Genomic DNA, 15091 nt, shown 5'->3' on the forward strand with positions numbered 1-15091 from the left:
TCGCGGGGCGCCCCTCCGGCCTTACTTGGCCTCGTCCTCGTCCTTCGCCTCACCCTTGGCCTCGGCGGTGTCCGCGGCCTCGGTGTCGGCGTCGGCGGGGGCCTCGTCCTTGGTCAGGTCGGCCTTGCCCTCGGCCTCCTCCGCCGGGGCGGCGGGCTCGGCCTCGGCCGGGGCCGCGGCGGTGCCGGCGCCCGCGAGCTGCTCCTGCACCAGCTCGATCACCGCCATCGGGGCGTTGTCGCCCTTGCGCGGACCGATCTTGGTGATGCGGGTGTAGCCGCCGGGACGGTTCTCGAAGCGCGGCGCGATCTCGGTGAAGAGCTCGTGCACGACGCCCTTGTCCCGGATCACCTGGGCCACCTGGCGGCGGTTGTGCAGATCACCCTTCTTGGCCTTGGTGATCAGCTTCTCCGCCAGCGGGCGCACCCGCCGGGCCTTGGCCTCGGTGGTGGTCACCCGGCCGTGCTCGAACAGCGAGGTGGCCAGGTTGGCCAGGATGAGCCGCTGGTGCGCGGCGCTGCCGCCCAGACGGGCGCCCTTGGTGGGCTGAGGCATGGTCGTTCCTTCCTGCGCCGGCCGTGTCAGGTACCGGCGTCAGCTGAATCCAGGCCCGGAGCCGGGCGGCCCCGGGCCTGGGACGAGGTCGTTCTAGTACTGCTCGGTCTCGGCGTAGCTGGTGTCGTCGTCGCCGTAGTTGTCGGCCGCCGCGCTCGGGTCGAACCCGGGCGGGGAGTCCTTCAGCGAGAGGCCCATGTCGTTGAGCTTCTGCTTGACCTCTTCGATCGACTTGGCGCCGAAGTTCCTTATATCGAGCAGGTCCTGCTCGCTGCGGGCCACCAGCTCGCCCACCGAGTGGATGCCCTCGCGCTTGAGGCAGTTGTAGGAGCGCACCGTGAGGTTGAGCTCCTCGATGGGCAGCGCCAGGTCCGCGGCCAGCGCGGCGTCCGTCGGGGACGGGCCCATGTCGATGCCCTCGGCCTCGACGTTGAGCTCCCGGGCCAGCCCGAACAGCTCGACGAGGGTCTTGCCGGCGGAGGCCACCGCGTCGCGCGGCAGCATCGCCTGCTTGGTCTCCACGTCCAGGATGAGGCGGTCGAAGTCGGTGCGCTGCTCGACTCGGGTGGCCTCGACCTTGTAGGTGACCTTGAGCACGGGCGAGTAGATGGAGTCGATCGGGATCCGGCCGATCTCCTGGCCCGGCTGCTTGTTCTGGGCGGCCGAGACGTAGCCGCGGCCGCGCTCGACCGTCAGCTCCATCTCCAGCTTGGCCTTGTTGTTGAGGGTGGCGATGTGCAGGTCGGGGTTGTGCACCTCGACACCGGCGGGCGGCGCGATGTCGGCCGCGGTCACCTCGCCGGGGCCCTGCTTGCGCAGGTACATCACCACGGGCTCGTCGTGCTCGGAGGAGACCACCAGCTCCTTGAGGTTCAGGATGATGTCGGTGACATCCTCCTTGACCCCGGGAACGGTGGAGAACTCGTGCAGCACGCCCTCGATGCGGATGCTGGTGACGGCCGCGCCGGGGATCGAGGAGAGCAGGGTGCGACGGAGCGAGTTGCCGATCGTGTAGCCGAAGCCCGGCTCCAGCGGCTCGATGGTGAACCGCGACCGGTACTCGTCGACCTGCTCCTCGGTGAGGGTGGGACGCTGAGCGATGAGCATGGTGTCCTTCTTTCCGCGGTGCCCGCTATTTGACTACCGCGTTTTCCATGGTACGTCCCGTTCCCGGGTCCGGTCCCGGCCCGCGTTTCGGCGGGCCGGGAGCCGGTCGGGAACGGCGGTGAGCCCTTACTTGGAGTAGAGCTCGACGATCAGCTGCTCCTGGACGGGAGCGTCGATCTGCTGCCGGACCGGCAGCGAGTGGACGAAGACCCGCATCCGGTCGGCGTCGACGCCCAGCCACGCCGGGACCTGGCGGTCGCCCGCCTCGGCCTTGGCGACCTGGAACGGCGTCATCTCCTGGGACTTGGTCCGGACATCGATGATGTCGGCCTCGGAGACCAGGAACGACGGGATGTTGACCTTCTTGCCGTTGACCCGGATGTGGCCGTGCCGGATCAGCTGGCGGGCCATGTCGCGGGACTTGGCGAAGCCCGCGCGGTAGACCACGTTGTCGAGCCGCCGCTCCAGCAGCGAGAGCAGGTTCTCACCCGTCTTGCCGCCCTGCCGGTTGGCCTCGACGTAGTAGTTGCTGAACTGCCGCTCCAGAACGCCGTAGATGCGCTTGGCCTTCTGCTTCTCGCGCAGCTGGAGCAGGTACTCGGTCTCCTTGGGACGACCGCGGCCGTGCTCACCCGGCGGGTAGGGCCGGATCTCGATCGGGCACTTGGGCCCTTCGCACTTGCTGCCCTTGAGGAACAGCTTCATCTTCTCGCGACGGCAGAGCTTGCAGTCGGCGCCGGTGTAACGAGCCATTGTTCTAGTTCTCCCCTGCCTCAGACGCGCCGGCTCTTCTGGCTGACGCTGCGGCGGGCGGTGCCGCCCCGCGCAAATTCCAGATTGCTCATGACGGTCAGACCCTCCGGCGCTTCGGCGGGCGGCAGCCGTTGTGCGGAACGGGCGTGACGTCCTGGATCGAACCGACCTCCAGGCCGGTCGCCTGCAGCGACCGGATGGCGGTCTCACGGCCCGAGCCCGGCCCCTTGACGAACACGTCGACCTTGCGCATGCCGTGCTCCATGGCGCGGCGCGCGGCGGCCTCGGCGGCCTGCTGGGCGGCGTACGGGGTGGACTTGCGCGAGCCCTTGAAGCCCACGTGGCCGGAGGAGGCCCAGGAGATCACGTTCCCGTTGGGGTCGGTGATCGAAACGATCGTGTTGTTGAACGTGCTCTTGATGTGGGCGTGCCCGTGAGCGACGTTCTTCTTCTCCTTGCGGCGCACCTTCTTGGCGCCGACACGGCTCTTGGGAGGCATCTGCTCTCTCTACTCCTGAGGTCATCGATCCGGGACGGGCCGCGGCCCGCCGCCCGGACTGCTACTTCTTGCCGGCCTTCTTCTTGCCGGCCACGGTCTTCTTCTTGCCCTTGCGGGTGCGCGCGTTGGTCTGCGTGCGCTGGCCGTGCACGGGCAGGCCGCGGCGGTGCCGGATGCCCTGGTAGCAACCGATCTCGATCTTGCGTCGGATGTCGGCCTGGATCTCGCGGCGGAGGTCGCCCTCGGTCTTGTAGTTCGCCTCGATCCAGTCGCGCAGCTTGACCAGCTCGTCGTCGCCGAGCTGGTGCACCCGCAGGTCCGGGTTGACGCCGGTGCCCGCGAGGGTCTCCAGCGCCCGGGTACGGCCGATGCCGAAGATGTAGGTGAGAGCGATCTCCACGCGCTTGTCCCGCGGGAGGTCGACGCCGAGCAGGCGTGCCATCTCGGGCAGTTCCTTTCTTTTGCGGAGGTATGTGCGCACCGCTCCCGCGAACACCCTGCCCGGGTGGCGGCCTCGGCCTCCGTCCGAGGGTCCCCCTTCACACGCCGGTGCCGCACGACCTGATCACGGGGCCTGGGCCCCGACCCGGGTCGTACGGCGACGTCCCCCGATGCTCCGGGGGTCACCCCCTGGACGGACTCCGGGGGGCCGGTGGAAGCGCGGCTTCCGACCGTGCGGCGACGCGAAGGATCGCGATGCGCGTCTGGAATTGTTAGGGCGTCAGCCCTGGCGCTGCTTGTGGCGCGGGTCGGAGCAGATCACCATGACCCGGCCGTGCCGGCGGATGACGCGGCACTTGTTGCAGATCTTCTTGACGCTCGGCTTGACCTTCACTGGGTCTCCTAGAGGTCAGGGTCACCCTCGCGCCGCCACGCACGAGGAAGGCAACCCCAGTGGGTTCACTTGTAGCGGTAGACGATCCGACCGCGCGAGAGGTCGTAGGGGCTCAGCTCCACGACGACGCGGTCGTCCGGCAGGATCCGGATGTAGTGCATCCGCATCTTGCCGCTGATGTGGGCGAGCACCTTGTGCCCGTTGTCCAGCTCCACTCGGAACATGGCGTTGGGGAGGGACTCGATGACGGTGCCCTCGATCTCGATGGCGCCTTCCTTCTTGGGCATGTCCTCCGCGCTTCGCTGATCGGCTCATTGGACCCGGTCCGCGACGTCCCACGACAGAGCTTCGCCAGGAAGATCGCCATGAGAGCCCGGCCGCGACCGTGCCGGGACGAGATGTCCGGGCAGGAATTCGAGGCGGCCGACAGCGGACCGACATAGGAGTCTACGTCACCCGGCCACCGAATGTGAAATTGTCGCACGAACCGGCACCGGAGACTGCTCCCGACCCCAGCATACAGCGCCCGCGCGTTGTACCTTTCGGGAAGGAAGGACGCCCAGGGAGGATCGGCATGCCGAGCTACGACTTCGCGCTGATCCTGAGTCGTCCCCTCTACGAGGAGGAGCTGGACGACCTGTTCGACCGGACCCACGGCTACGTCACGGTCTCGATCATCACCGAGCCGCAGCACGCGGAACGTCCCGGCAACGCCTCCTGCACCTGGCAGGGCGCCACGCTGGCCGCCGCGATCATGGAGCTGGTCGAGCATGTGGAGGCCAGCGCGCCCGGCCTGCGCGTCCAGCGGGTCGAGGCCGACCCGCTGCTGACCATCCGCGACATCTCCGAGCGGGTGGGCCGCTCGGTCGACTCGGTACGCCTGTCGATCACGGGCGCGCGCGGGCCCGGCGGCTTCCCGGCCTCGGAGATGTCGACCGCGGGCCACCGGCTGTGGAGATGGTCGAAGGTGGCGGCCTGGTACGACTACGACGACCCGCAGCTGCGCGAGGCCCGTCCCACCACCCAGGCGATCAACGGGTGGCTGGCGCTGCGCGACGTCGTGCCGGACGTGGCGCCGGCCGCGGCGGACGTCACCTCGGCACTGTCGGCGGTCATCCAGCACGTGGCCTGAGCCGTCCGGCCGCCCGCGCCACCGGCCCGGCGGGCGGCCCGGCGGGCGGCTCAGGCGCTTCGGGGACGGGCCGGGAGGGCCCCGGCGCGCCCGGGACGCCCCGCCAATGAGGTGATCTTGCTCTCGGAACGGTCGATTCGCCTGCGCCGGGCCCCGCCCCGCGGATCGAATCGCACCGGACCGTGACGTGCATGATGGAAGGGGAGGGGAGCAATGGCGATCATCGCGCAGCTCAGCGACATCCACATCGCCGCCGGCCGCGGCGGCGCGGTGGACGACGACTCCGGGCCGGTCCGGTCGCTGCGCGCCGCGGTGTCGAGCCTGCTGTCGCTGCCCGCCCGCCCGGACGCCGTCGTCCTCACCGGCGACCTCGCCGACTCCGGGCTGCCCGTCGAGTACGCCCGGCTGCACGCGCTGCTGTCCCCGCTGCCCATGGCGGTCTACCCGATGCCCGGCAACCACGACGACCGGGACGCGCTGCGCGCCGCGTTCACCGACCACCCGGCGGTCACCGCCAGCGGCGTGCTCCCCCAGGCCCCCGTGCAGTACGCCGTCGACGTGGCCGGGGTGCGGCTGGTGTGCTGCGACACCACCGTGCCGGGCGCCCCGTACGGGGCGATGGACGCCGACCGGCTCGCCTGGCTCGACGCCACCCTGGCCGCCGCCCCCGACACCCCCACGATCGTCGCCACGCACCACCCGCCCTACCCCATCGGGATCCGCTTCATCGACGACATGCGGTTCACCGAGCCGGAGGGGTTCGCCGAGATCATCGGCCGGCACGGCCAGGTGGTCCGGCTGATCAGCGGCCATGTGCACCGCGGCTCGGTGGGCGTCCTGGCGGGCCGGGTCAGCACCACCTGCCCCAGCACCTACCGCCAGCTGTTCCTCGACCTGACCCGCCCGGGCCGGGCCGCGGTGACCGGCGAGCCCGCCGGCTTCGCGGTGCACCTGGTCACGGACGAGGGCGACGCGACGACGCACTTCGTCCCGACCGGCAACTACCGCCCGCTCATGGAAGTCGAATAACGGCAGGCGTCGTCGAGGCGGCGGCGGGCACGTCGAACGGCCCCGCGCGGCCGGAGTCCGGGCAGCCCGAAACCGCCCGGGGCGGCGGAGGCCGTGACCCGGACGGCCCTACTCGCGGCGCCGGGACGCGCCGAGCAGCGTGATCGCCGCCAGTACGGCGCCCCACGGCCCCGCCACCCACAGCCACCACGGGTACACGATCTCGCCCGTCAGCGCGATGATCATCCAGACCGTGAAGTTGATCCCGCTGACCACGGCCCAGGTGCCCCACAGCGCGCGGGTGCCGGAGCGGTACAGGTCCATCCCGCCCCCGGCGCCCCGCACCGGGACCACGCCCTTGGGCGCCCGCTGCGCGGCCGGGACGGGCCGCTCGTACAGGTCCTCCTCCGGCAGGTCGGAGGTGATCTCCAGGAGCTGCCCGAGGGTCTTGGCGGTGTAGGCCGCCTCCAGCCGCTCGTCCAGCTCGTCCATCGTGATGCGGCCCTGGGCGCAGTGCTCGCGCAGGGTCGCGGCCACCCGGTCGCGGTCGGCGTCGGAGGCCCGAATGTCAGGGTTAGGCGTCATGCCACCCCACTTCACTTCATTCCATGCATCAGGAGGTGTTACTACCCAGCTTGGAGAACCACTCCCGCCCTTCGTCAAGGGCGGTGAGCACACGGGGGCCGTCCTCGGTCACCGCCATCAGGCGCTGCCTCGAAGTGCGGCGAACCACTCGGCACCTTCGTCAAGGGCGGTGAGCACGCGGGGGCCGTCCTCGGTCACCGTGAAGGTGTGTTCGAAGTGGGCGGAGGCGCGGCCGTCGGTGGTGATCACCGTCCAGCCGTCGTCCAGCTCGCGGGTGTTCTTCGTGCCGAGATTGACCATCGGCTCCACCGCGAAGCACATCCCGGGCTCCAGGACGGGCCCGTGCCCCGGCTCTCCGTGGTTGGGGATCAGCGGGTCCATGTGCATCCGCGTCCCGATGCCGTGCCCCCCGTACCCCTCGACGATGCCGTAGGAGCCCTGAGAGCGCACGTGCGACTCGATCGCGTGCGAGATGTCCGTGAGCCTGGCCCCGGCCCTCCCGGCCGCCAGACCGTGCCACAGGGACGCCTCGGTGACCTCCAGGAGCCGTACGAGCTCCGGCCCGATCTCCCCCACCGGGACGGTGATCGCGGCGTCGCCGTGCCAGCCCGCCACGATCGCGCCGCAGTCGATGGAGATCACGTCGCCGTCCCGCAGCACCTTCCCGGCGCTGGGGATGCCGTGCACGATCTCCTCGTTCACCGAGGCGCAGATCGTCGCGGGGAAGCCGTGGTAGCCCTTGAACGACGGCACGCCGCCGTTGTCGCGGATGTGCCGCTCGGCGATCACGTCCAGGTCCATCGTGGTGATCCCGGGCTTGACCGACTCGCGCAGCAGCTCCAGCGTGCGGCCGACCAGGAGCCCGGCCGCGCGCATCAGCTCCACCTGCTCGGCGGTCTTCACCTGGATCGCGGGTCTACGCCGTTTGAACATCTCTCCCCCTGGTCCCTGAACACGCGACCGCCCCCGGCGGGGAACCGGGGGCCGGACACGACCTGAAACGGCGGGGGTCACCGCTCCAGCGGCCGCAGCTCCCTGAGCGCGCGGTTGGTGACCTCCTCGACCGGCCCGGTCGCGTCGATGCCGCGGAGAATCCCCTCATCCGCGTAGAACTGCACGAGGGGGGCCGTCTGTTCCTTGTAGACCTCGAGACGGTGCCGGACGACCTCTTCCTTGTCGTCGTCCCGCTGGAACAGGTGACCGCCGCAGTCGTCGCAGATGTCGTCCTGCTTGTCGTCGAAGTCGACATGCCAGATCTTGCCGCAGCGCTCGCACGTGCGCCGGCCCGACAGCCGCCGGACGACCTCGTCCTCGTCGACCACCAGGTTCAGCACGATGTCGAGCTTGGCGTCCCACTCGGAGAGGATCTTCTTCAGCGTCTCGGCCTGCGGCACGTTGCGCGGGAAGCCGTCGAGCAGGAACCCGTCGCGGGCGTCCTCCTCGGCCAGCCGGTCGCGCACCATGGCGATGGTGACCTCGTCCGGTACCAGGTCGCCCCGGTCCATGTACTTCTTGGCCTGACGGCCCAGCTCGGTCCCGCCGCTGACGTTCGCGCGGAAGATGTCACCTGTCGAGATCTTCGGGATGGACAGATGCGATGCGATGAACTGGGCCTGCGTCCCCTTGCCCGCACCCGGGGGGCCCACCAGCACGATACGCACTACCGGAGGAAGCCCTCGTAATTGCGCTGCTGGAGCTGACTCTCGATCTGCTTCACGGTATCCAGTCCGACGCCGACGACGATGAGGATGCTCGTCCCCCCGAACGCGAAGTCCTGGCTCGCCCCGATGAGCGCGAACGCGACCATCGGGATCAGGGCGACGATACCCAGGTACAGCGCACCGGGGGTGGTGATCCTGGTGAGCACGTAGTCGAGGTACTCGGCGGTCGGCCGGCCCGGACGGATACCTGGGATGAATCCACCATACTTCTTCATGTTGTCGGCGACTTCAGTGGGGTTGAACGTGATGGCCACATAGAAGTACGTGAAGAAGACGATGAAGGCGAAGAAAACGCCCATGTGCCAGGGGTTGTCCTGGGCCAGGTAGGGCTGCACGCGCTGCAGGAACCCGGTCTCCGGCCACAGCTGCGTCGCCAGCACCGGCAGGTACAGAAGCGATGAGGCGAAGATCACGGGGATGATTCCCGCCTGGTTCACCTTCAGCGGGATGTAGGTGGACGTCCCGCCGTACATCCGGCGGCCCACCATGCGCTTGGCGTACTGCACCGGGATCCGCCGCTGGGCCTGCTCGACGAACACGACGCCCGCCATGATCGCGAGGCCGACCAGGATGACCACGGTGAAGACGAAGCCGCCCTTGGAGGTGAAGATGCTCCAGAACTGGCCGGGGAAGACCGCGACCACCTGGGTGAAGATCAGGATGGACATGCCGTTGCCGACGCCGCGGTCGGTGATCAGCTCGCCCAGCCACATGATCACCGAGGTGCCGGCGGTCATGCAGACCACGATCGTGAGGATCGTGAAGATGTCGTTGTCGTAGAGCACGTCCTGGCCGCCGGCCACGCCCTGGAACAGCTGCCCCGTGCTGGCCATCGCGACGATGCCGGTGGCCTGGAGGATCGCCAGCCCGATGGTGAGGTACCGGGTGTACTGCGTGATCTTGGTGGTGCCGGCCTGGCCCTCCTTCTTGAGGGCCTCCAGCCGCGGGATCACCACCGTCAGCAGCTGCAGGATGATGCTCGCGGTGATGTAGGGCATGATGCCCAGCGCGAACACCGACAGTTTCAGCAGCGCCCCGCCGCTGAACAGATCGACCAGCCCGTAGAGCTGGTTGCTCTCCCTGGCGGCTTCGGCCGTCTCGCGCAGAACCTCCGTGTTCACGCCCGGGGACGGCAGTACCGAGCCGATCCGGAAGATCAGGATGATGAAGAGCGTGAACAGGATTTTTTTACGCAGGTCCGGCGTACGGAAAGCCCGAGCGAACGCGGTCAGCACCATTCCTCCTGCGCGACTGGCGAATCCTTGGCCGCCGAGGGGCCGGAATCGGGTCCTTGGATGGCGGGGCCGACCCTGGAACGGGGAACCTCCGCCGCTGAGACTCTAACAGCAGATGATGCCGAGGCCGCGCCTCGCGGCGCCGGGACCCTGCGGGCCCCGGCGAGCGAACTACGCGTCCCCGGCATCATGGGCGTACTTCTTTACAGTTCTTCGGCGGAACCGCCGGCCGCCGCGATCTTCTCCTTGGCGGAGCCGGAGAAGGCGTGCACCTTCACCTGGACCGCCACGGAGATCTCGCCGCTGCCGAGCACCTTCACCGGACGGCCGCGGCGCACCGCGCCCCGCGCCGCCAGGTCCTCCGCCGTGACCTCGCCGCCCTCCGGGTACAGCTCGGCCAGCTTGTCCAGGTTCACCACCTGGAACTCGACCCGGTTCGGGTTCTTGAAGCCCTTGAGCTTCGGAATCCGGCGGATCAGGGGCATCTGGCCGCCCTCGAACCCGACCGGCACCGTGCTGCGGGCCTTGGTGCCCTTGGTGCCGCGGCCCGCGGTCTTGCCCTTGGACGCCTCGCCGCGGCCCTTGCGGGTCTTGGCGCGGTTGGCACCGGGGGCGGGACGCAGATCGTGCAGCTTCAGCGGGGTGCCCTCCTGGGCCTCCGCGTCGGCTTTGCTCAGATCAGCCGCCATGTCAGTCGACCTCCTCGACGGAGACCAGGTGGTTCACCGTCCGGATCATGCCGAGCACCTCGGGCCGGTCCTCCCGGACCACGCTCTGGCCGATCTTCTTCAGACCGAGGGTGCGCAGCGTGTCACGCTGGTTCTGCTTCTCGCTGATCACGGACTTGGTCTGCGTGATCTTGAGCTTGGCCATCAGGAGGCCACCTCCGACCGCGGCTCGCTGCCGGCGGCGCGCGCCCGCAGCATGGCGGCCGGGGCGACGTCCTCGATCGGCAGGCCGCGCTTGGCCGCGATCTCCTCCGGGCGCTTGAGCGCCTTCAGGCCCGCGATCGTCGCGTGCACGATGTTGATCGCGTTGTCGCTGCCCAGCGACTTGCTCAGCACGTCGTGGATGCCCGCGCACTCCAGCACCGCGCGCACCGGGCCACCGGCGATGACGCCGGTACCGGGGCTGGCCGGGCGCAGCAGGACCTCGCCCGCCGCGTCCCGCGCCTGCACCAGGTGCGGGATGGTGCCCTGGATCCGCGGCACCTTGAAGAAGTGCTTCTTGGCCTCCTCGACGCCCTTGGCGATCGCCGCGGGCACCTCCTTGGCCTTGCCGTAGCCGACGCCGACGGTGCCGTTGCCGTCACCGACGATCACCAGGGCGGTGAAGCTGAAGCGACGGCCGCCCTTGACGACCTTGGCGACCCGGTTGATCGCCACGACCTTCTCGATGTAGGCCTGGCCCTTGTCGCCGCCACCGCGACGGTCATCGCGGCGGCCGTCGCGACGGTCGCCACCCTGACCGCCGCCACGCCTCTGCGCTGCCATCAGTGGTTCCTCTTCTCATTGACGATAGACAGGGCCATCAGAGTTCCAGGCCCCCCTCGCGCGCACCGTCGGCGACGGCGGCCACGCGGCCGTGGTACTTGTTGCCGCCCCGGTCGAACACCACCGCGGAGACCCCGGCCTCCTTGGCGCGGGCCGCCACCAGCTCGCCGACCCGGCGGGACTTGGCCGTCTTGTCGCCGTCGTCGGCGCGCAGGTCGGCCTCCATCGTCGAGCCGTAGGCCAGCGTGCGGCCCGCGGTGTCGTCGATCACCTGGACGAAGACGTGCCGGCTGGAGCGGGTCACGACCAGGCGCGGCCGCGCGGCGGTGCCCACGACCTTCTTGCGGACCCGGAGGTGCCGGCGCTTGCGGGACTTGGCCCGCGCCGACGTGGCCTTGCCGGCCAGGGTCTTGGTGCCTGCCATGACTACTTACCAGCCTTCCCGAATAACGCAGCCGGCGGATCTGCTTGCCCGCATCACTTGCCAGCCTTTCCGACCTTGCGGCGGATCTGCTCGCCCTCGTACCGCACGCCCTTGCCCTTGTACGGGTCGGGCTTGCGCAGCTTGCGGATGTTGGCGGCGACCTCGCCGACCTTCTGCTTGTCGATGCCCTCGACGATCAGCTGGGTCGGCCGCTCGACCGTGAAGGAGATGCCCTCCGGCGGCTCCACCGTGATCGGGTGGCTGTAGCCGAGCGAGAACTCCAGGTTCTTGCCCTTGGCCACCACACGGTAACCGACGCCCTGGATGACCAGGGTCTTCTTGTAGCCGTCGGTGACACCGACCACCATGTTGTTGATCAGCGAGCGGGTCAGCCCGTGCAGCGCCCGGTTGACGTTCACGTCATCCGGCCGGGACACGGTGACCGTGCCGTCCTCCAGCGCCACCTCGATGGGCTCGGCGACGGTGTGGTGCAGCTCGCCCTTGGGCCCCTTGACGGTGACCTTCCGGCCGTCGATCTTCACCTCGACGGCGCTGGGCACAGTGATGGGGAGACGTCCGATACGCGACATTTCTAGTGCCCTCCCCTCACCAGACGTAGGCGAGGACTTCCCCGCCCACGCCACGCTTGCCGGCCTGCCGGTCGGTCATCAGGCCGGAGGACGTCGAGATGATCGCGACGCCCAGTCCGCCCAACACCTTGGGCAGGTTGTCCTTCTTCGCGTACACCCGCAGACCCGGCTTCGACACGCGCTTGATACCGGCGATCGAACGCTCCCGGGTCGGGCCGAACTTCAGCTCGATCACGAGCTTCTTGCCGACCTCGGCGTCCTCCACGCTCCAGCCCGAGATGTAGCCCTCCTGCTGGAGGATCTCGGAGATGTGCGCCTTGATCTTCGAGTACGGCATCGACACCGAGTCGTGGTACGCCGAGTTCGCGTTCCGCAGACGCGTCAGCATGTCTGCGATCGGATCGGTCATCGTCATGGGCTTCAGGCCCTCCCTCGCCACGGTTTCCTCGGGTGCTCCCGTGGACCTTTGGCGCGGTCGTGGACGCCTTGCTCAGGCGCCCGGGTGGTTATTACACGCTGGGCGACGGTACGGAGACCGTCACCAGCTGGACTTGGTGATGCCCGGCAGCTCGCCCCGGTGGGCCATCTCCCGGAAGCAGACCCGGCAGAGGCCGAACTTCCGGTAGACCGAGCGCGGACGCCCGCAGCGCGAGCAACGAGTGTACGCGCGCACGCCGAACTTGGGCTTGCGGGCCGCCTTGGCGATCAGCGACTTCTTCGCCATTCTGGTCAGCTCTCCTTGAACGGGAAGCCGAGGAGCTTCAGGAGCGCCCGGCCCTCATCGTCGGTCTTCGCGGTGGTGACCACCGTGATGTCCATGCCCCGGGTGCGGTCGATCTTGTCCGGGTCCACCTCGTGGAACATGACCTGCTCGGTCAGCCCGAAGGTGTAGTTGCCGTTCCCGTCGAACTGCTTGGGGGACAGCCCGCGGAAGTCGCGGATCCGCGGCAGCGCGGTGGCCAGCAGCCGGTCGAGGAACTCCCACATCCGGTCGCCGCGCAGCGTGACGTGCGCGCCGATCGGCATGCCCTCGCGCAGCTTGAACTGCGCGATGGACTTGCGGGCCCGGTTCACGGCCGGCTTCTGGCCGGTGATCGCCGACAGGTCGCGGATCGCGCCCTCGATCACCTTGGCGTCGCGGGCGGCCTCGCCGACCCCCATGTTGACCACGATCTTGGTCAGCCCGGGGATCTGCATCACGTTGGCGTAGCCGAACTGCTCGCGCATCGCGCCCGCGATCTCCTCGCGGTAGCGGAGCTTGAGCCGCGGCTGCGGAACGGGGCGCTCGGTCTCGGTGACAGTGTCGGTCATGGTCAGATCTCCTTACCGCTGCGCCGCGAGACCCGGACCTTCGTCCCGTCCTCGTTGATGCGGTATCCGACCCGGACCGGCTTGCCGTCCTCGACGATCGCGACGTTGCTGACGTGCAGCGGCGCCTCGACCGTGACCCGGCCGCTCTCCTTGCCGGCGCGCTGCTGGTCGGCCTTGATGTTCTTGGTGATGAGGTTGACGCCCTCGACGACGACGCGCTCGCGGCGCGGGTCGACGCGCAGGACCTTGCCCGTCGCGCCCTTGTCCTTGCCCGCGATGACGACGACCTCGTCGCCCTTCTTGATCTTCACTACAGCACCTCCGGAGCGAGAGAGATGATCTTCATGAACCTCTTCTCGCGCAGCTCACGGCCCACCGGGCCGAAGATGCGGGTGCCGCGGGGGTCGCCGCCGTCCCTGATGAGCACGGCGGCGTTCTCGTCGAAGCGGATGTAGGAGCCGTCCGGGCGCCGGCGCTCCTTGCGGGTGCGCACGACGACGGCCTTGACGACGTCACCCTTCTTCACGCCCGCGCCGGGAAGGGCGTCCTTCACCGTCGCGACGATGATGTCGCCGACTCCCGCGTAGCGCCGACCCGAGCCGCCGAGAACCCGGATGCAAAGGATCTCCTTGGCACCCGTGTTGTCGGCGACTTTGAGTCGCGACTCCTGCTGGATCACGTTGACTCCTGTTCGTCACACCGGTTCTCCGGGGCCTTCATGCGCCCGGAGCCTGGTGGAACCAGTGATTACTTGGCCTTCTCGAGGATCTCCACCACGCGCCAGCGCTTGGTGGCCGAGAGCGGGCGGGTCTCCATGAGACGGACGCGGTCGCCGACGCCACACTCGTTGGCCTCGTCGTGCGCCTTGTACTTGGTGGTCCGGCGGATCACCTTGTGGTAGCGGCGGTGGGTGATGCGGTCCTCGACGGACACGACCACGGTCTTGTCCATCTTGTCGCTGACCACCAGGCCCTCCAGGACCTTGCGGGTGTGCCGCTGCTCGGTCTGCTGCTCAGTCATCGTTGCCCTCCGCGGACGCGGCTTCGGTCTCCTCGGCGACCGTGACGATGCCGAGCTCGCGCTCCCGCATCACGGTGTAGATGCGGGCGATCTCGCGCTTCACGGTGCGCAGCCGCCCGTGGCTCTCCAGCTGGCCGGTCGCGGCCTGGAAGCGAAGGTTGAAAAGCTCCTCCTTCGCCTCCTTGAGCTTGGTGACCAGGACGTCCTCGGGCTCGGTCCGCAGATCGTCGGCGGTAAGACCCTTGGCCATCAGGACTCACCCACCTCTCGCTTAACAATCTTGCACTTCATGGGCAGCTTGTGGATCGCGCGGGTGAGGGCCTCCCGAGCGATCTGCTCGTTCGGGTAGGAGATCTCGAACATCACGCGGCCCGGCTTCACGTTGGCCACCCACCACTCGACCGAGCCCTTGCCGGAGCCCATGCGGGTCTCGGCGGGCTTCTTGGTCAGCGGACGGTCCGGGAAGATGTTGATCCAGACCTTGCCGCCACGCTTGATGTGACGGGTCATCGCGATACGCGCGGCCTCGATCTGCCGGTTCGTCACGTACGCGCCCTCGACGGCCTGGATGCCAAACTCGCCGAAGGTCACCCTGGTGCCGCCCTTGGCCATGCCCCGGCGCTTCGGGTGGTGCTGCTTACGGTGCTTGACCTTGCGAGGGATCAGCATCGGCTACTTCAGCTCCCCTCACCACTCGCAGCAGCCTCGGTCGCCTGGGCCTGCTGCTCTGAACTCTGCTGCTGCTTGGGCGCGCGCACGGCGCCGCCGCCACCGCCGCCGCGATCGCCGCCGCGGCGGCCACGGCCACCGCGGCCAGCGCGAG

The 15091-nt window shown here is 69.0% G+C and carries 26 protein-coding genes; 2 read left to right on the top strand and 24 right to left on the bottom strand.

The genetic code is table 11. The features are described 5' to 3' along the window. Positions 1-21: 21 nt before the first annotated feature. From rplQ to infA, 7 genes are all read right to left on the bottom strand, one after another. Positions 22-555 carry a 50S ribosomal protein L17 gene (gene rplQ / locus ACFPZN_RS26300; RefSeq protein WP_378284859.1) on the bottom strand — a complete coding sequence of 178 codons (534 nt, stop codon included), beginning with the start codon at positions 553-555 and terminating at the stop codon, positions 22-24. 93 nt (positions 556-648) lie between these two features. Continuing rightward, positions 649-1662 carry a DNA-directed RNA polymerase subunit alpha gene (locus tag ACFPZN_RS26305; protein ID WP_131944806.1) on the bottom strand — a complete coding sequence of 338 codons (1014 nt, stop codon included), beginning with the start codon at positions 1660-1662 and terminating at the stop codon, positions 649-651. A 126-nt stretch (positions 1663-1788) separates the two neighbouring features. Continuing rightward, the gene (rpsD, locus tag ACFPZN_RS26310) at positions 1789-2415 is read right to left on the bottom strand and encodes a 30S ribosomal protein S4 (RefSeq protein WP_378284861.1); all 627 of its coding nucleotides are present in this window, start codon (positions 2413-2415) and stop codon (positions 1789-1791) included. A gap of 97 nt (positions 2416-2512) precedes the next feature. Continuing rightward, positions 2513-2914 carry a 30S ribosomal protein S11 gene (gene rpsK / locus ACFPZN_RS26315; protein ID WP_197009447.1) on the bottom strand — a complete coding sequence of 134 codons (402 nt, stop codon included), beginning with the start codon at positions 2912-2914 and terminating at the stop codon, positions 2513-2515. Positions 2915-2975: 61 nt separating this feature from the next. After that, positions 2976-3356 carry a 30S ribosomal protein S13 gene (gene rpsM / locus ACFPZN_RS26320; protein WP_378284862.1) on the bottom strand — a complete coding sequence of 127 codons (381 nt, stop codon included), beginning with the start codon at positions 3354-3356 and terminating at the stop codon, positions 2976-2978. A gap of 279 nt (positions 3357-3635) precedes the next feature. After that, a complete protein-coding gene (rpmJ, locus tag ACFPZN_RS26325; protein WP_021596712.1) occupies positions 3636-3749 on the bottom strand; it encodes a 50S ribosomal protein L36 in 114 nt (37 codons plus the stop codon). A 65-nt stretch (positions 3750-3814) separates the two neighbouring features. Continuing rightward, positions 3815-4036 (bottom strand): translation initiation factor IF-1, encoded by a 222-nt coding sequence (infA, locus tag ACFPZN_RS26330; protein ID WP_197009446.1) that lies wholly within the window; start codon positions 4034-4036, stop codon positions 3815-3817. 287 nt (positions 4037-4323) lie between these two features. Here infA and ACFPZN_RS26335 point away from each other — a divergent pair, with 287 nt between their 5' ends. Together ACFPZN_RS26335 and ACFPZN_RS26340 are read left to right on the top strand one after the other, a co-directional pair. Continuing rightward, a complete protein-coding gene (locus ACFPZN_RS26335) occupies positions 4324-4881 on the top strand; it encodes a hypothetical protein (RefSeq protein WP_378284863.1) in 558 nt (185 codons plus the stop codon). 213 nt (positions 4882-5094) lie between these two features. Further along, entirely contained in the window at positions 5095-5910 is an 816-nt protein-coding gene (locus ACFPZN_RS26340; RefSeq protein WP_378284864.1) for a phosphodiesterase, read from the top strand. Between the two features lie 108 nt (positions 5911-6018). Here ACFPZN_RS26340 and ACFPZN_RS26345 read toward each other — a convergent pair whose 3' ends face one another. The 17 genes from ACFPZN_RS26345 to rplP form a co-directional block, all read right to left on the bottom strand. Next, the gene (locus ACFPZN_RS26345) at positions 6019-6474 is read right to left on the bottom strand and encodes a DUF1707 SHOCT-like domain-containing protein (protein ID WP_378284865.1); all 456 of its coding nucleotides are present in this window, start codon (positions 6472-6474) and stop codon (positions 6019-6021) included. A 117-nt stretch (positions 6475-6591) separates the two neighbouring features. Further along, positions 6592-7407, bottom strand: coding sequence for a type I methionyl aminopeptidase (gene map / locus ACFPZN_RS26350; protein WP_378284866.1), 816 nt, complete (start codon positions 7405-7407; stop codon positions 6592-6594). Between the two features lie 77 nt (positions 7408-7484). Beyond that, positions 7485-8135: an adenylate kinase gene (locus ACFPZN_RS26355; RefSeq protein ID WP_378284867.1), complete on the bottom strand. Its 651-nt coding sequence runs from the start codon at positions 8133-8135 to the stop codon at positions 7485-7487. Beyond that, the gene (gene secY, locus ACFPZN_RS26360) at positions 8135-9430 is read right to left on the bottom strand and encodes a preprotein translocase subunit SecY (protein WP_378284881.1); all 1296 of its coding nucleotides are present in this window, start codon (positions 9428-9430) and stop codon (positions 8135-8137) included. The genes ACFPZN_RS26355 and secY overlap by 1 nt, the downstream gene beginning before the upstream one ends. 203 nt (positions 9431-9633) lie before the next feature. Further along, positions 9634-10119, bottom strand: a complete 486-nt coding sequence (gene rplO, locus ACFPZN_RS26365; RefSeq protein ID WP_378284868.1) for a 50S ribosomal protein L15 — start codon at positions 10117-10119, stop codon at positions 9634-9636. A gap of 1 nt (position 10120) precedes the next feature. After that, positions 10121-10303, bottom strand: a complete 183-nt coding sequence (rpmD, locus tag ACFPZN_RS26370; protein WP_378284869.1) for a 50S ribosomal protein L30 — start codon at positions 10301-10303, stop codon at positions 10121-10123. Then, positions 10303-10923, bottom strand: a complete 621-nt coding sequence (gene rpsE / locus ACFPZN_RS26375; RefSeq protein ID WP_464043986.1) for a 30S ribosomal protein S5 — start codon at positions 10921-10923, stop codon at positions 10303-10305. The genes rpmD and rpsE overlap by 1 nt, the downstream gene beginning before the upstream one ends. 37 nt (positions 10924-10960) lie before the next feature. Further along, positions 10961-11347, bottom strand: coding sequence for a 50S ribosomal protein L18 (rplR, locus tag ACFPZN_RS26380; protein ID WP_378284870.1), 387 nt, complete (start codon positions 11345-11347; stop codon positions 10961-10963). A gap of 53 nt (positions 11348-11400) precedes the next feature. Then, a complete protein-coding gene (gene rplF / locus ACFPZN_RS26385; RefSeq protein WP_378284871.1) occupies positions 11401-11937 on the bottom strand; it encodes a 50S ribosomal protein L6 in 537 nt (178 codons plus the stop codon). 16 nt (positions 11938-11953) lie between these two features. Further along, positions 11954-12352, bottom strand: coding sequence for a 30S ribosomal protein S8 (gene rpsH / locus ACFPZN_RS26390; RefSeq protein WP_197009436.1), 399 nt, complete (start codon positions 12350-12352; stop codon positions 11954-11956). Between the two features lie 123 nt (positions 12353-12475). Further along, entirely contained in the window at positions 12476-12661 is a 186-nt protein-coding gene (locus tag ACFPZN_RS26395; RefSeq protein ID WP_018657585.1) for a type Z 30S ribosomal protein S14, read from the bottom strand. 5 nt (positions 12662-12666) lie between these two features. Further along, entirely contained in the window at positions 12667-13248 is a 582-nt protein-coding gene (rplE, locus tag ACFPZN_RS26400; protein WP_378284872.1) for a 50S ribosomal protein L5, read from the bottom strand. Between the two features lie 2 nt (positions 13249-13250). Next, a complete protein-coding gene (gene rplX / locus ACFPZN_RS26405) occupies positions 13251-13559 on the bottom strand; it encodes a 50S ribosomal protein L24 (RefSeq protein ID WP_378284873.1) in 309 nt (102 codons plus the stop codon). Then, positions 13559-13927, bottom strand: coding sequence for a 50S ribosomal protein L14 (gene rplN / locus ACFPZN_RS26410; RefSeq protein ID WP_378284874.1), 369 nt, complete (start codon positions 13925-13927; stop codon positions 13559-13561). Before rplN ends, rplX begins: the two co-directional genes overlap by 1 nt. A 68-nt stretch (positions 13928-13995) precedes the next feature. Beyond that, positions 13996-14268 carry a 30S ribosomal protein S17 gene (rpsQ, locus tag ACFPZN_RS26415; RefSeq protein ID WP_378284875.1) on the bottom strand — a complete coding sequence of 91 codons (273 nt, stop codon included), beginning with the start codon at positions 14266-14268 and terminating at the stop codon, positions 13996-13998. Next, positions 14261-14518, bottom strand: coding sequence for a 50S ribosomal protein L29 (gene rpmC, locus ACFPZN_RS26420; protein WP_344596382.1), 258 nt, complete (start codon positions 14516-14518; stop codon positions 14261-14263). The genes rpsQ and rpmC overlap by 8 nt, the downstream gene beginning before the upstream one ends. Then, positions 14518-14937, bottom strand: coding sequence for a 50S ribosomal protein L16 (gene rplP / locus ACFPZN_RS26425; RefSeq protein WP_366617563.1), 420 nt, complete (start codon positions 14935-14937; stop codon positions 14518-14520). Before rplP ends, rpmC begins: the two co-directional genes overlap by 1 nt. Positions 14938-15091 lie beyond the last annotated feature (154 nt).

This window comes from Actinomadura rugatobispora (assembly GCF_042656285.1).
Classification (GTDB): Bacteria; Actinomycetota; Actinomycetes; order Streptosporangiales; family Streptosporangiaceae; genus Spirillospora; species Spirillospora rugatobispora.